The sequence below is a fragment of the Mesorhizobium sp. WSM4306 genome, assembly GCF_007003975.1.
Classification (GTDB): Bacteria; Pseudomonadota; Alphaproteobacteria; order Rhizobiales; family Rhizobiaceae; genus Mesorhizobium.
Genome location: NZ_VFTC01000015.1, coordinates 114678 through 130866 on the forward strand (window position 1 = coordinate 114678; position 16189 = coordinate 130866).

The window sequence follows — 16189 nt, forward strand, 5'->3', positions numbered from 1 at the left end:
TGCTTTGAATCGCCTGGCGCCACCTATTCAACGAACACCTTCACGCTCGCCGCGCGTCCTACGGCGTCGATAACGGTGAGGGTCGAATAGCCGGCGCCGTCTGGCAGCCAGGTGGCGGTGCGGCGGCGGTCGATGCCGACGAGCGGCTTGCCGTTGGCGAGCCAGCGGAATGGTGCGCGACCGCCTTGCAGCTTCAGCACCAGCGGCGAGGCCTCGGCGGAATTGGTGGCGAGATCGACGCGGGCGCCGTTGGGCGGGAAGATGATCGTCGGCGCCGGCTCGGTCGGGCCTGCCTGCACCAGCCCGTCGGCGCCCGCGCCGAAACGGGCCAGTGTCACCGGCAGATCTTCGCGTTTGGCCTTGACGACGCCGGCCGGCTGGCTGGGCAGCGGCACGGCGGCGAGGCCTGAACGGACAAAGCCCTCGAACAGGATGGGGGCGGCCGAGACATAGCCGGAAAGGCCGGGCACGGCGCCCGCATCGGCGCGGCCGACCCAGACGCCCAGCACGTAGCGGCCGTCGAAGCCGACGGACCAGGCATCGCGGTAGCCATAGGATGTCCCGGTCTTGTAGGCGATGCCGCGCTGCAAGGCGCCCTCGGGCGGCTTGACGCCCGACAATATGTCGGTGATCTGCCAGTTCGCCTGGGCGTCGAGAATGGTGGCGGTGGTGCGTTCGGCATTGGCCGGCTCGGTGCCGTCGTGCAGCGTGTTCGCCTTGCCGCCATTGGCGAGCCCCGTATAGAGCTGGACGAGATCGCGTAGCGTCACGCCGACGCCGCCGAGGCCGATGGCGAGGCCCGGCGCCTCGTTGACCGGCAGCACCGGGCTGACGCCGGCCTGGCGGAAGCGTGCCATCAGCCGCGCCGGGCCGACAGAATCAAGCACCCGGATCGCCGGCACGTTGAGCGACAGCTGCAGCGCCTGGCGGATCGAGACATCGCCCTGATAGCCCATGTCGAAATTCTTCGGCCGGTAGCCGCCGAAATCGACCGGGCTGTCCTCGATCAGCATTTCCTGCGCCACCAGCCCCTGCTCGAAGGCGAGGCCATAGATGAACGGCTTCAGCGTTGAACCGGGCGATCGCACGATCTTGGTCATGTCGATCCAGCCCGAACGGCTGGCATCGAAGAAATCGGCCGAGCCCACTTCGCCCAGAATGTCGCCGGTGCGGGCATCGGCCATCACCATGGCGACGGAGAGGCGAGGGCCAAGCTTGATGGCGGCATCGCGCGCCACCTGTTCCAACCCTTGCTGGACGCTTTTGCGGATCGTCAGCTGCAGCGGCTTGCCCGGGATGGCCTTGGGCAGCATGGCATAGGCGGCGTGCGGCGCCAGCGCCGGCAGTTTGCGGCGCAGGCCCGAGACATCGTCAAGTGCTGCACGCGCGGCCTCACGCTCGCCGAGCAGGCCTGATGAAACCATGCGGGTCAGCACGCGGTCGCGGGCGGCATGCGCAATGTCGAGATTGCGGTCGGGGCGGCGCTTTTCCGGCAATTGCGGCAGCGCCACCAGCAAGGCGGCTTCCGAGACCGTCAGCCGCTTCGGCTCCTTGCCGAAATAGGCGAGGGACGCGGCGCGCACGCCTTCGAGATTGCCGCCATAGGGCGCCAAGGTCAGGTAGCGTTCGAGGATCTCCTGCTTGGATAGCCGCCGCTCGATCTGGATGGCGCGCAGCATCTGCTTGAGCTTGGAGCCGAGGCTGCGGCTTTCGCGCGGCTCGATCAGCCGGGCGAGTTGCATCGACAGCGTCGAGCCGCCGGAAACGATGTGGCCGTTGGTGACAAGCTGGCCGCCGGCACGCGCCAGCGCCAGCAAATCGACGCCGTCATGATCCCAGAAACGTTTGTCTTCATAGGTGACCAGCATGTCGACGAACTGCTTGTCGACCTGGTCGAGGTGTGTATCGAGCCGCCAGTAGCCGTCCGGCGTGGCGAAGGCGCGCAACAGCTGGCCGTCACGGTCCTGGACTTCGGTCGAGACGGTGAGCTTTTCGGGCAAAGGCGGCGGGTAGGCGCGGTCGAGCTGCCAAAGGGTGGCGGCTGCAACCGAAAGAATCCCGGCGCAGGTGGCTGCGGTTATTGCGGTGCGGCGGAGAAATTTCCTCGAAAGCATGGCGCCGCCCCTCATTGTCCTGCCGGACATTTCTCCCCGTATAGAGACGGGGAGAAAGACGCTATTGCCGATGGTTTCGCCAATTGCCAACGTGGCAGAACAAGCAGGGAAATTCGCGATAGTCCCCTTCTCCCCGTCACTGTACGGGGAGAAGGTGCCGGTAGGCGGATGAGGGGCAGCGCCATCGCTACGTCTATCAAGGCGCCTTACGGCGCCTTGATCTCCATCATGCCGGTGGCGGTGCGGGCCGAATATTGCGGCCGGTACATGTCCTCCACCGTGGCTGCCGGGTGGGCATAGGTGCCCGGCGTCACCGCGCGCACGACATAGGCCAGCATGATGTTGCGGTCGCCGTCGCCGTCATTGGGGTTGAATGCCGCGACGAAACGGTCGTCGCGGAATTCGAGATGGGCAGCGTCGGTCTGCGCCAGCCAGGTGAAGTTCGACAGCTGGGCGCTGGAGACCAGGCCCGGATTGTCGATCTCGAAGCCGGCCGGCAACAGGTCGGTGATAAGCAGGCGCGACGGCCAGCGGTTCTGCTCGTAGACCTTGAGCACGACCACATAGCGTTCGTTCTGCGTCGCCTCGGTGACGTTGGCCTCGGTGCCATCGAGCTTGTAGTAGGTGCGGTCGATGGTGAAGCCGTCACCGCCGGCCGGCAAGGGCTCGACCGGCGAGGCGACCGTGGTGACGACCGCCTGCAGCGGCGTCGAGCCGGTGTTGGCGATGGTCAGCGGGCTGTCGGCGATATCGCTGCCGCTTACTTGAGTGGAATACCCACCGGCATGCGGCGCGCCGTTGACCGACAGCTTGATCGAGTCGTTGCCAGACTTCAGCGCACGAGCCGCCAGCAGCATCCAGGACTCGTCCTGCGTGCTCGTCCAGCGGGCATCGGCGCGTTCCCTTGCCACCAGCCGGATCAGCTCCGGCACGATGGTCGGCACCGGCTTCGATTCGGCGGCGAGCGCCAGGATCGCGGCGCCGTCACGCAGCCGCGAGCCATAGTCGGACCGGTAGTAGTCGTAGTCGGTGGTCGACTTGGCCAGTTGCAGCGCCGTCTGGAAGGTCGCTTCCGAACGTTGTGCATCGCCGTAGAGCGCCAGGCTCGCCGCCAGCTGGGCGACGGCCATAGGGCTGGAGAAGGCTTCGAGCTTGGTGTCGGCGTAGTAGCGCAGATCGCCGACCGAGGCCTTCTTGTTGCGAGCCAGAACGTAGAGCGCGTAGGCGATTTCGCTGCCGCGGTCCTGGACGTCCTGGTCGTAGCCGACCGAGTTCTGCAAATTGCTCAACGCCTGGCTCATCGCCAAAGCAGGGACGTCGTAGTTCTGCTCCCGCGCCCGGGTCAGGAAGTCGGTGACATAGGAATCGAGCCACAGATCGCCGGAGCCCGGGCCCCACAGGCCGAAGCTGCCGGCCGAAGCCTGGTAGCTCAGCACCTTGTAGATGGCGGCCTGGACGCGGTCGTGCAGATCGGGGTCGCTTGCCATGCCGATGGAGGACGCCAGGTCGTTGACGTAGAGCAGGGGCATGGCGCGGCTGGTGGTCTGCTCGGCGCAACCATAGGGGTAGCGGTCGAGCGTCATCAGCAGCGACGGCACGTCGAAGGCGGCTGCCTGCGAAACGCCGACGCTGACCGAGGCGCCGTCGAGCAGGCTTGCCGCGAGCAGCTCCTTGTCGACGCGCAACGAGCCGCCATTGCCCTTGAGGTCGACGACCAGGCGCGTGGTGACCGGCAATTGCGCCGGGCGCACCGGGACGTAGAGCGTCTGCTCGACAGCGGTGCCGTCGCCATGGGCGAGCTTGATGGTGATCGAGGCATTGCCCGCCGTCTGTGCAATCAGCGGCACGGTCAGCGTCTGGCGCTTGCCTTTGGCCAGCGTCAGCTTTTCAGGCAGGGGGTTGTCGCCGGTCGAGAGGTCGCCTGTGGTGTCGATCGACAGTGCATAGTCACCTTCCGGGCCGTCCGTGTCGGCGACGTCGAGCCGCATGACAGCGGCATCACCCGGCGCCAGGAAGCGCGGCAAGCCGGCGGTGATCACCACCGGATCGCGGACAATGACGTCGGTCGAGGCATGGCCGACCGCATCCTTGGTCCAGGCGACAGCCATGACGCGCACGGTGCCGTTGAACTGCGGGATGTCGAAGTCGATCCTTGCCTTGCCGTCGGCGTCGAGCTGGACCGGGCCGGAGAAGAAGGCGACCAGCTTTTCGGTCGGCGGGCTGCCTTGCGTCTGCATTGCGGCGCCGTCACCGCCGGTCCTGAGCTTGCCGGTGGTGCCGAGCGAGCCGTCGATCAGGCGGCCATAGATGTCGCGCACCTCAAGCCCCAGCATGCGCTGGCCGAAATACCAGTCCTCCGGATTCGGCGCCTTGTAGTTGGTGAGGTTCAAAATGCCGACATCGACGGCCGCGACCGTGACATAGGCATTGCTGCCCGCTGCAACGCCGGCGACTGAAACCGGGATCGACAGCTGCTGGCGCGGCATCGTCTTGTCCGGCGGCGTGAGCGTAACCGCGAGCTTTTTCGAGCCCGGATCGACCGTCAGCCATTTCACGCCGATGGCGCGGGCCGGCATGCGCGTCTCCTGCGCATCGCCCGGTCGGAACAGGGTTGCGGTGATGTAGGCGCCGGCGCCCCAGTCGTCGCCGACCGGGATGTCGACCGTGCTGCCGCCGGCCGGCACGGTTGCCGTGATGGTCTTGAGCAGCTTGTCGGCGCCGATGGTGACCAGAAGTTCGCCGGCAAAATGCGGCGACACTTTCAACTTGGCCACTTCGCCGGCGGCGTAGCTATCCTTGTCAAGGGCGATCTCGAGGCCATCAGGGGTTTCGGTGGAGGTCGAGGAGACATACCAGCCGGCGTCGAACTCATAGCTGGTCGCCGGGCCCTCGGGATCGGCGGTCTCGATTTCGAGCCGGTACTGGCCCCAGTCGACCGGCATCGTCACGGTCGCCTCGGTATCGGCGTTGAGATCGACCTGGCCATTGGCCATCGACTTGGTGAAGGTCACCGGCTCGTAGTTCCAGGAGTTGTTGTTGCGGTACCACTGGTAATTGCGTTCGACCTTGACCAGCGACCACTGCGCGCCTTTCAGCGTTTCGCGCTTGCCGTCGGGATCGACCGCAATCAGGCTGAATTTGGCGATGCCGCCCTGCGGCACTTCATTGTCCTCGAAATCCGGACGGATGCCGATCATGTGGCCCTGTGGGCGAATGCCGATGTTGAGCGAGCGCTCAATGGCACGGCCGCCGGTTTCGCGCATGCGCACCGTGACCTTGGCGTCGACCAGCTTGGTAGTGGCGGGCAACTGATCGACCGTGACCGGGAAGGTCGCCTTGCCGTCGTCGCCGACCACGGGAAGACCGGTGAAAGGGGTGACCGAAGGCTCGGCCGACTGTTCATCGGCAAGGCCGAACGAATAGCCGGCGAAACGGTCCCAATCGCGCGCCGTCGACAGCGTCAGTTCGCCTTCGAGGGCGAGGCCAGCAGCCGGTGCGCCATAGAGGAAGCGGCCGTCAATGTCGATGTTGGCGGTTTCGCCCTGGGCGATCTCCTGCTTGTCGGACTTCATGTCGAACTCGATGCGATCCGGCACGAAGTCTTCGACCAGGAACATCTGGCTGGAGACGGCGGCCTGCTTGGGATCGGTGTAGATCGACACTGTCCAGGTGCCGCGCATGGCGTTGGCTTCGAGCGGCAGGTCGACGGCATAGCCGCCGGCCGAGACGCCGTCGGCGACAATGCGGCGGTTCTCGACGCCGTCGGGACGGGTGAAGATGAAGGTCAGCGGCAGGTTCTCGACCGCCTTGGAGGCGCCGTCGCGGGCAAGGGCTGCGACATGCACGTCCTCGCCGGCGCGGTAGATGCCGCGTTCGGTCCAGGCATAGACATCGAGCGCACCAGGTGCGGCACGTCCGGAGACGCCGCGATCGGAAAGATCGAAGCCGGCGCGGCCCATGTCGAGAAAGACGAAGTCGTTGTCGCCCTGCTTGGCCATCAGCACGGCCGGCACCATGCCGCCGTCGCCGCGCGTCAGGCCGGGGTTGAAGACGGCGTGGCCTTCGGCATCGCTGGTCGCGGTGCCGAGGATTTCATTGTTCCTGGCCAGCAGCGTCAGTTCCGCGCCGGCGATCGGCTTGGCGGTGCCGAGCGAGCGGGTGAACACATTCAGCCCATCCTGGCCGGTATAGGTCGAGAGGCCGATGTCGGAAACGACGAACCACTGGGTGGCAAGCGAATTGTAATCGTCGTCGTCATTCTCGTTGACCGGTTGCGCGGTCAGCACATAGACGCCGGGCTTGCGCTGCGGCAAGGCCTCGTCGACCGGGAACGACGTGGTGACGTCCTTGTTGAGGTCGTTGGCGATGTCGAGCTGGCCCTGCCAAACAGGCTCGCCCATCTGGTCGGAAATGCTTGAGATGTCGTAGCCGTCGAGCTGCTTCAGGAACTGGTAGCCGGACAGAAGCTGCGCCAGGGAACGATCGCCGATGCGGTAGAGCTTCATCTGCGCAGCGGTCATGTTGACGGTGACGACCGGAATACCGCGGCGGGCGCCGGCCGGCAGCACGAAGCTGTCGCCGGTGAAGCGGGCGGACGGTGCGCGGTCCTGGACATAGATCGACAGCACGACAGGCGCTGCGGTGACCTCGCCGATTGCGGCCGGCAGGCCGGCGCGGAAGGTCACTTCGTAATGCTGGCCATGCTCCAGACCTTCGACGCAGATCTGCTTGTCCTTGGCTTCGACGCCCTTGGGCGGCTGGTTGTCGACGGTGACGAACTGCGCGTAATCGACGCCGGTCTTGACCAGTTCCTCGGAGAATTGCGCGCAGATGCGCGGCGCGCTGGTGTCGGCATCGACCGAGTGATCGATGACGCGGAAGCCCTTGCGGGCCTTGAGGTCCTCATATTCGGCCTTGACGGCCGGCGAACTGACCAGAGCAAGGCTCGCCTCATAGGCCTGCAGGGCCGGGCGGTAGAGATCGCGGCGGTCGAGGCCGTTGCCCAGCAGCGCCAGCACCTCGGCGCGGGTCTTGGTGGTGCGCAGCAATTTGTAGGCGTTGATGGCGGCGGAGGTGCCTTTAACCGGCAGATTATAGGATTCTGAACTGCCGCTAGCCGGCTGTATGGCAAGCGTTTCACGCGCCAGACCGAGCCAGAGCTGGCCGTCATCGGGCAGGACCGAGACCGCGGCCTCGTATTTGTTCATGGCCTGGCCATGGTCGCCGGTCAACGCCGCCTGCTCGGCTGCGGCGCGGAGCGCTTCCAGACCCTCGGTTGGCTTGTCATAGGCCGGATCGGTCAGCTTGTTGCGGTACTGCTGGGCCTGGTCAGCCATCCAGTTGGGGAAGAAGGTGAGTTCCGGCGGGGCGCCGATATCGGGATCGCCATCGACATTGACGACCTTGCCGGCGATAGCGCCGCTGAACGGTTTCAACTGGTTAAAGTCGGATTTGAGGAAGCACCACTTGGCCTTGTTGTTGTAGGTGAAGGCGCGGCAGGCGGGGTCGCCGAGGCATGTGGTCTTGCACTGATCGAGGCTGACATTCTGGTCCGATCTGAGATCGAAACCGAAATAATCCGAATTGTTTGAGGTCACCACCCGGCGGGCTTCGGCCGCTTGCGCGACAGTTCCCCAGGCGAAAAAGAGAAGGATCAGGATAGACAGACCACGAGCCGCGCGCATTGCCATAACACCCTCCAGACACTGCTGACGTCCAAGGCTTGTTCAAGCTCCAGTCAAGCTTGTCAACACGAGGACGGGCAGGTTTCCGCCCACCAACGGTTGCCATGCCGGCTGATACCGGTATGTGAGACAGTTCATCCACAGGGAAAGGGATCACGCTTTCTTGCGGCAACGCAAAAGGTGTGAATTCCAAGCCCTGCCTATTTCAGACAATTGGATTGTGGCCCCTTTACGAGCACTTCAGAACTTCATTCCAATTTTAGTTTTGTAGCCTAGGTTGTCTTAATGCCGGCGTATGAAGCGCAGATGTCGAAGGGACGCACGCCACGGCGTGCGCTTTCGCGCGCGCTGATTTTGGCGTTGGCGTGCTCGACCGTGCTCGTCGTCGAATCAGGCTCGGCCGCCGCCTTCGAGATTTTCGGCATCAAATTGTGGGGTTCGTCTGATAACGAGGACGCTGATATCGTCGACCCGCTGCGCTATTCCGTCAGCATCGAGGCGCCCGATGCCGACAAGGACCTGGTCAAGAAGCTCGAAAACGCCTCGACGCTGAAAGCCGACGAGGAGCGCCCGGTTTCCGGCTCGCTCGGCTTGCTGGCCAAGGCGCGCAGCGACCGCGAGCAACTGGTCGCGGCGCTTTATTCGGATGCCCGCTATGAGGGTGTGGTCACCATCACCATTCAGGGCAAGGCGCTCGACGATTTGCCGCCGGATGCCGAATTTACCGGTCCGCAGCCGATTCCGGTGGTGATCAGCATCGCCAGCGGGCCCAAATTCACGCTCGGCAACATCCGGCTGGAAGGCGATGCCGCAGGGCTTGCGAGCGCCGATTTCGGCCTGATCGCGGGCGGGGATGCCGGTTCGGGCGCCGTGCTCAAGGCCGAAGCGCTGATTGTGCGGGCGCTGAAGCAGGAGGGCCGGCCGCTGGCCCGGATCACCGATAGGCAGATCGTCGCCGAGCACAACACCTCGACGCTCGACGTGACGCTGACGGTGGCCGCTGGACCGGTAGCCGGCTATGGCGACACCACCGTCGAAGGCACCGAAAAGGTCGATCGCGAGTTCACCGAATACATGACCGGGCTGAAACGCGGCCGGCAATATTCGCCTGACGAGATCGACGATGCCCGCGACCGGCTGCTTGGGCTCGAAGTGTTCAACAGCGTCACGCTGAAGGAAGCCGACAGTCTCGACGCCGACGGCAACATCCCGATCGGCGTCCAGGTCAGCGAGCGCAAGCCCCGCTATTTCGGCGTCGGCGGCACGTTCTCCAACACCGAGGGGCTCGGCCTCGAAGGCTATTGGGGCCATCGCAATCTGTTCGGCCGGGCCGAAAAGCTGCGCATTGACGGCAAGATCAGCGGTATCGGCAGCAATGATCTCAGCGAGCTCAACTACAATGCCGGCATCATGTTCGAAAAGCCGGGCGTGGTCGGACCGGCCTCGAAATTCATCGCCAGCGTCAAGACAGTGCTCGAACATCCCGACGCCTACGACCATTTCTCGATCAAGGGCAGCACCGGCCTGTCCTATGAGATCGACAAGAAGCAGACGGTGTCGGCTGAAATTGCGCTCGACTATTCCAGGGTCACCGACACCTTCGGCAAACACAAATACCTGATTGCCAGCATCCCGCTGCAATATGTCTATGACAACAGGGACAACCGGCTCAACCCGACAAGCGGCTTCAGGGTGCTGGCCTATGCCGAACCGAGCTACGACATTATGAGCGGTGCTGCCTTCCTCAAGCTGAAGGGCGAGGGATCGGCCTATCAGTCGCTCGATACGGCTTCGAAGTTCGTGCTTGCCGAACGCGTCGCCCTGGGTTCGATTGTCGGCACCAGTCTAGAGCACGTTCCGGCCGACCGGCGCTTCTATTCCGGAGGCGGCGGCTCGGTGCGCGGCTATGCCTATCAGGGCATCGGTCCCAAGGACATCGACAATCAGCCGATCGGCGGGCTGTCCTTCTTCGAGACATCGGTCGAGATGCGCATCGCGCTCACTGACACGATCGGCATCGTGCCGTTCGTCGACGCCGGCACCGTCTCGACCAAATCGACGCCGGACTTTTCCGACATGAAGGTCGGCGCCGGCGTCGGCCTGCGCTATATTACGCCGTTCGGGCCGCTGCGCATCGACGCCGCCCTGCCGCTCAACCGCGACCGTGGCGATCCGCGTTTCGGCATCTATGCCGGCATCGGACAGGCTTTCTGACGATGAAGATGTTGAGACGCATTCTTCGCCTCTTTTTCTACACGCTGCTGATCGTGCTGGCGGCGGCCGTCGGCGCGCTTGTCGTGCTGACCAAGACCGAGCGTGGCCGCGAAAACCTTGCCGGCATCATCTCGAACATTGCCTCATCAGGGGACAGCAAGGTCACCGTCAGCGGCATTGACGGCATCTGGTCGGGCGCGCTGACGGTGGACCACGTCGTGCTGGAAGACCGCGAGGGCGCATGGCTGGTGGCGCGCAAGGTGGCGGTCGACTGGTCGCCGCTGGCATTGCTGTCGAAGAACTTCAGCGCCGACCGCATCGCCGCCGAGCGCATCGAACTGGCACGGCTGCCGGTTGCGAGCACGGAGCCTGCCAAGAGCGGGTCGACCGGCCTGCCGGTTTCGCTCGATATCAGGCAGATCGATCTGCCGCAGATTGCGCTCGGCCAGCAACTTGCCGGCAGCGGTATTGCCGAACTCGCGGCCAAGGGATCGGCCAAGGTCGATGCCTCGCCGCTGGCGATTGAGACGGTGCTCAACGTTACCCGCCATGACGGCAAGCAGGGCAATGTCGACGCCAACATCCATTTCGCGCCCGCCGACAACAAGCTAGACCTCGATCTCAGGGCAGCCGAGCCGGCCGGCGGCATCATTGCCAATCTGCTCAAGCTGCCGGGCGCGCCGCCAGTCAACATCGTTGTCTCCGGCACTGGGCCGCTGGCCAACTGGAGCGGCGTCGGCACTTTCATGGTCGACGGCCAGATCGTCACCCAGCTTACCGGCCGTCATCAGCTGACCGACAGGGGCAACCGGATCGAGGCCAAGGGCGACGGTTCCTTCGAAGGTTTTCTGCCGGAACAGTTCAGATCGCTGTTTGCCGGCAAGACCAGTTTCGACCTCGCCGGCACCGCAACCGCGGCCGGCGGCGTCGACATCGAGCGCGCCACGATCGAGAGCGGCGCTGTCCACGGCACCGCCTCAGGCATGGTCGACCCGAAGGGCGCCAGCGACCTTTCGGTCGAACTCGCTTCCAAGGGCGAGCCTGTCACGGTCAATGTCGGCACCCCGGCGCAACCGATCATGGTGGCCATAAACAATGTCACGGCGCGCGCGTTCGGCGACGGCAAGGCGCCGATGATCGACGCCGGCGCTTCACTCGTCTCGGTGGTGGCGGGCGGCTCCCAGGTGAACAATCTCGATGCACGGATCCATTCCGACGGCTTCGACATCGAGAACCGCAGCGGCCCGGTCAGCGTGTCGCTGGCGGCAGCCGGCCTGAAGACCGACGTGGCGACGCTGGCGCCGCTGATCACCGGCAAGCTGACGGCCTCTCTGGCCGGTACGGTCAGCAAGGATGAAATCTCGCTCGATGAGGGCACGCTGCGCAGCGACGCGCTCAATGCCGGACTGACGGCCAAGGTGACGCTGGCCGACCTCGCCATGACGCTGAAGATGAATGCCGATGCGGTGTCGACGGCGCTGCCGCCGCAGATCAGTTCGCTGCTTGGCGAACGGGTCAAGTTCGCGGCGACGGCCACCCGCGATCCGCAGGGGGCCTTCGCCGCCAATTCGATCGAGCTGACCTCCGGTTCGCTCAGCGCCAGCGGTACCGCCAGCGCGCAAGGCAGCGACATCCAGGCCGACATCAAGGGCAAGCTCGGCGATGTCTCAGTACTGTCGCCGCTGGTTGGCGTGCCGGTTGCCGGCGGTGTCGATTTCGCGCTGACGGCAAGTGGCGCGCGCAACGCGCCGGATTTTTCTGTCGCGGCCGACAGCGCCAGCCTGACGGCGTCGGGGCGGACGGTCAAGGACATCAAGCTGATCGCCTCGGGCAAGGCGGACATCGCAAGCCCGGCGGCGCAAGTCTCGCTGACCGGCTCGGTCGACGAGCAGCCGCTCGCCATCAAGGCGGCGCTGGTGACCAGCGAAGGCAAGCGCTCCATCAACGGGCTCAGTGTGGCGCTGGGCGAGAACAAGGTGTCGGGCGGCCTCGCGCTGGACGAAAAATTCCTGCCGCTGGGCACGCTGACCATCGCCGCTCCCGACATCGCGCCGCTGGCGTCGCTGGCCGGGCAGACGGTGGCCGGCGACATCGGCGGCACCGTGGTCTTCGCCAAGGACGGCGAGGCGCCCACCGTCACCATCAATGCGGCCAGCGTGTCGGTTGCGCGCGGTGATGTGGCGGCCAAGGCGATCACCGTCAGCGCGCTGATCGCCAACTATCTCGACAGCCCGGCGATCTCCGGCACGATCAAGGCCGACAGCGTGACGTCGGGAGCGACCGTCGTCAGCGGCATCGGCGTCGACCTGAAGCGCGACGGCGACTGGACCAACTTTACCGGTGGTGCCACCATATCAGGCATTCCGGCGACGGCCGTGGGGCGGGCGAAGATCGCCGGCGGCACGACCAGCATCGAGATCGCGTCCGGCGAGGCGACGGTGCGCGGCATCAAGGCGGCGGTTACCGAGTCGTCCAGCCTGACGATCGCCGATGGCGTGACCAGCATTCAAAGGCTGGTGGTCGATCTCGGCGGCGGCTCGGTCACGCTGTCGGGCACGGCAGGCCAGACGCTCGATGTGGCGGCAACTTTCTCCGCCTTGCCGGCAGCCCTCGCCAATGATTTTTCGCCTGGCCTCGACGCCGCGGGCACGCTGGACGGCACGGCGCAAATCACCGGGGAGTCGGCCAATCCGGACATCCGCTTCAATGCAAGGCTCGCCGGTGCCGAGACCAACCAGACCCGCCAGGCCGGGCTCGGGCCGCTCGATCTCGATGCGGCCGGCAGTTATTCCACGGCAGGTGGCGTCGTGTTGGATCAGGCAACGCTGTCGGGCGAGAAAATCTCCGGCAAGGCGGCCGGGACCATCAACCCGAACGGCGCCAGCGATTTTGCGCTCGACCTGACTTCGTCCGGTCCGAGCCTGCCGCTGACGCTTGGCAGCACTGAGAGCCCAATCAAGCTCGAACTGCAGGCGCTGTCGGTGAAGGCGGCCGGACAGGTTGCGCAAGCAAAGCTCGACATCTCGGCGGTGTTGCCGTCGGTGGCGACGAATTTCACCAAGGTTGAAGGCATCGCGCTGGCGCTGCATTCCGATGCGTTCGATGTGAAAAGCCGAACCGGTCCGATCTCGGGCACGGTGACGGCGGAAAAGATTGGTCTCGACAATCCGACCATCGCCCCGCTGATTGCCGGCAAGATCACTGCCAAGGTCGCCGGCAGTTTGGCGGCGGATGCCATCACCATCGACAGCGGTTCGGTGCAGGGCGCAGCGCTGGAAAGCGCCTTCAATGGCCGCGTCTCGCTGGCCGACGGCGCCATCGACCTCAACCTCAAGGCTGACGCCCTGTCGGCGGCATTGCCGGCAGCGGCGCGCGGCGTGCTGGCCGAGCGGACGCAGCTCAGCGCTACACTCAAGCGTGATACGCACGGCAATGTCAGTGCCAGTCCTGTCAAACTGATGTCAGGCGCGCTGACCGCCGACGGCCAGGCCAGCCTCGTCGACAACAAGCTCAGCGCCGACATCAAGGGCGCACTGTCGGACATCTCGCTGCTGTCGAAGGACGCCAAGGGCGGGGTTGGCTTTGCGCTCAACGCGCAAGGGCCTATCATGGCGCCGGACCTGTCGCTGACGGTGAGCAGCGACCGGCTGCTGGTTGTGGAGCGTGAAATCACCGGGCTGAAGCTGACCGCCACCGGCAAGGCCGATGCCGCCAGCCCGGCGGCCAATGTGCAACTGACCGGCAATGTCGCCGGACAGGCGCTGCAAGGCAGCGCGGTGCTGGCGACGGCGGACGGCAAGAGCGCCATCAACGGCTTGCTGCTGTCGCTCGGCAAGAACAGGATTTCCGGCGACCTAGCGCTCGACGAGGCTTTCGTGCCGGTCGGCACCATCGCGCTCGACTTGCCCGACATCGGGCCGCTGGCAGCGCTGGCGCTGGAAAAGGCCGAAGGCGACGTGCGCGGCACCATAGCCTTCACCAAGAGCAGCGATGGCCCTAACGTCGCCGTCAAGGCGTCGACGGCGTCGATCACGCGCGGCGACTTGCGGGCGAAGACCGTGTCGATCGATGCGCTGGTCGCCAACTATCTCGCCGCGCCGGTCATCTCAGGCAAAATCCGCGCCGACAGCGTCATCTCGGGAGGCACCGCTATCAGCGGCATCGATGTCGACCTGAAGCGCGACGGCGACTGGACCGGCTTTTCCGGCGGTGCCACCGTCAAAGGCATTCCGGCGAAAGCGGCGGGCCGGGTGAAAGTGGCAGGCGGCACCACCACCATCGAACTCGCTGCCGGGCAGGCCACGGTGCAGGGCATCAAGGCCGCCATCGCGCAGGCCTCGACCGTCAGCATCGCCAATGGCACGACGACATTGGACAGGCTGGTGCTCAATCTCGGCGGCGGCACGGCGACGGTGACGGGCAAGGTCGGGCAGGCGCTCGACATCAATGCCGCGCTGGCCAAGGTGCCGGCATCGCTGGCCAACAGTTTTTCGCCGGGCCTCGATGCCGCCGGGTCGATCTCCGGGACCGTGAAGGTGACGGGCGCGCCGGCCAATCCGGCCGTTGCCTTCGACATCGACGCCGGAGGGGTGCAGACGTCGCAGACGCGCAATGCCAGCCTTGGCGGCATGAACATCTCTTCGTCGGGCACCTTCGCCGGCAAGAAACTCACCTTCAACGCCGACATCAGCGACGGCGCCGGGCTTGGCCTCAAGGGTGGCGGCAGCGTTACCACAGCGGGAACGCCGGCGCTGGTGCTCGACTTCAACGGCAAGGTGCCGTTTTCCTTCCTTGCCGCCAAGCTTGCCGCGCAAGGCCTGTCGCTGAGCGGCACGGCCAACGTCAATGTCCAGGTGCGCGGCCCGGCGACGTCACCCGTAATCGGCGGCACAGTCAGCACGTCCGGCGCACGCCTGGTCGACGCGCGCTCGGGCCTTGCCGTCAACGACATCGCCGCCGACGTTTCGATCGGCAATGGCGTCGCCCGGATCAATCGGCTGACCGGCACGCTGTCGACGCGCGGCAGCCTGTCGGCCAGCGGCACCGTCGGCATCAATCCGGCGCAAGGTTTTCCTGCCGACTTGTCGATCAAGCTGGTCGATGGCCGCTACACCGACGGGCGGGTGGTCACCGCCAATCTCGGCGGCGATCTGACGATCAAGGGGCCGCTCACCTCGGCGCCGGTGATTTCGGGCACCGTCAACCTCGCCAAGACCGTCATCACCGTTCCGGAGAAACTGCCGGGCTCGCTGACGGCACTCGGCGTCAAGCACAAGAACGCGCCCGCCAGCGTGCGGGCGCAAGACAAGGCCTTGCGCCCGGCCACTGCCAGCGGCGGGGGCGGCAGCGGGCTTGTCCTCGACGTCACCGTCAACGCGCCGAACCAGATCTTCATCCAGGGCAGGGGCGTCGACGCCGAGCTCGGCGGTTCGCTGAGGCTGACCGGTCCGGCGGCGTCGCCGCAAGCAGTCGGCACATTCACCTTACAGCGCGGGCGGCTGTCGATCCTCGGCAAGCGGCTGACCTTCACCGAAGGCTCGGTCGGCTTTTCCGGCTCACTGGTGCCCTACCTCAATTTGACGGCGACATCGACGACGACCAGCGCCACCGTCACCATCGTGGTGTCGGGCGAAGCGACCAATCCGAAATTCACCTTCTCCTCGGTGCCGGCACTGCCCGAGGATGAGGTGCTGGCGCAATTGATCTTCGGCCGCTCGATGTCGAACCTGTCGCCGCTGCAGATCGCCCAACTCGCCGAGGCCGCCGGACAACTGGCTGGCGTCGGCGGTTCGACCTCGCTGCTCGAAAATTTGCGCAGTGCAATCGGCGTCGACGATCTGGACGTAACCACCGACGAAAAAGGCGGCACCGCCGTCTCGGCGGGCAAATACGTCAACGACCGTACCTATGTGACGATCCAGAAGGGCGACAAGCCCGGATCGGGCAAGGCGACGATCGACCTCAATGTCGGGCGCGGCGTCAAGCTGCGCGGCGAGGCCAACGATGGCGGCGAAGCCAAGGGCGGCATTTTCTACGAGAAGGAATATTGATCCTTGGGCCGGACTTTGGGCCCACCGCTGGAACTGGCCAAGCTTGAGTCAAGGTCTCAGTTTAACCGACGAAACGAGATTCCTGAGGAATCCATTGGGCAGTAGCAAATTTGCGTCAAGACTGTCG

The 16189-nt window shown here is 65.3% G+C and carries 4 protein-coding genes; 2 read left to right on the forward strand and 2 right to left on the reverse strand.

Annotated elements, in window-relative coordinates:
- Positions 1-23 precede the first annotated feature (23 nt).
- Both pbpC and FJV77_RS18840 read right to left on the reverse strand, forming a co-directional pair.
- On the reverse strand, positions 24-2114 hold the full coding sequence (gene pbpC / locus FJV77_RS18835; protein ID WP_246691308.1) for a penicillin-binding protein 1C: 2091 nt from the start codon (positions 2112-2114) through the stop codon (positions 24-26).
- Between the two features lie 206 nt (positions 2115-2320).
- A complete protein-coding gene (locus FJV77_RS18840) occupies positions 2321-7804 on the reverse strand; it encodes an alpha-2-macroglobulin family protein (protein WP_142868258.1) in 5484 nt (1827 codons plus the stop codon).
- A gap of 279 nt (positions 7805-8083) precedes the next feature.
- Here FJV77_RS18840 and FJV77_RS18845 point away from each other — a divergent pair, with 279 nt between their 5' ends.
- Positions 8084-10012, forward strand: coding sequence for an autotransporter assembly complex family protein (locus FJV77_RS18845; protein WP_142868259.1), 1929 nt, complete (start codon positions 8084-8086; stop codon positions 10010-10012).
- A gap of 2 nt (positions 10013-10014) precedes the next feature.
- On the forward strand, positions 10015-16062 hold the full coding sequence (locus FJV77_RS18850) for a translocation/assembly module TamB domain-containing protein (RefSeq protein ID WP_142868260.1): 6048 nt from the start codon (positions 10015-10017) through the stop codon (positions 16060-16062).
- The last annotated feature ends 127 nt before the right edge of the window (positions 16063-16189 follow it).

Coding starts and splice junctions, on each gene's coding strand:
- pbpC (WP_246691308.1), bottom strand. CDS start 2,114: ATGCTTTCGAGGAAATTTCTCCGCCGCACCGCAATAACCGCAGCCACC.
- FJV77_RS18840 (WP_142868258.1), bottom strand. CDS start 7,804: ATGGCAATGCGCGCGGCTCGTGGTCTGTCTATCCTGATCCTTCTCTTT.
- FJV77_RS18845 (WP_142868259.1), top strand. CDS start 8,084: ATGCCGGCGTATGAAGCGCAGATGTCGAAGGGACGCACGCCACGGCGT.
- FJV77_RS18850 (WP_142868260.1), top strand. CDS start 10,015: ATGAAGATGTTGAGACGCATTCTTCGCCTCTTTTTCTACACGCTGCTG.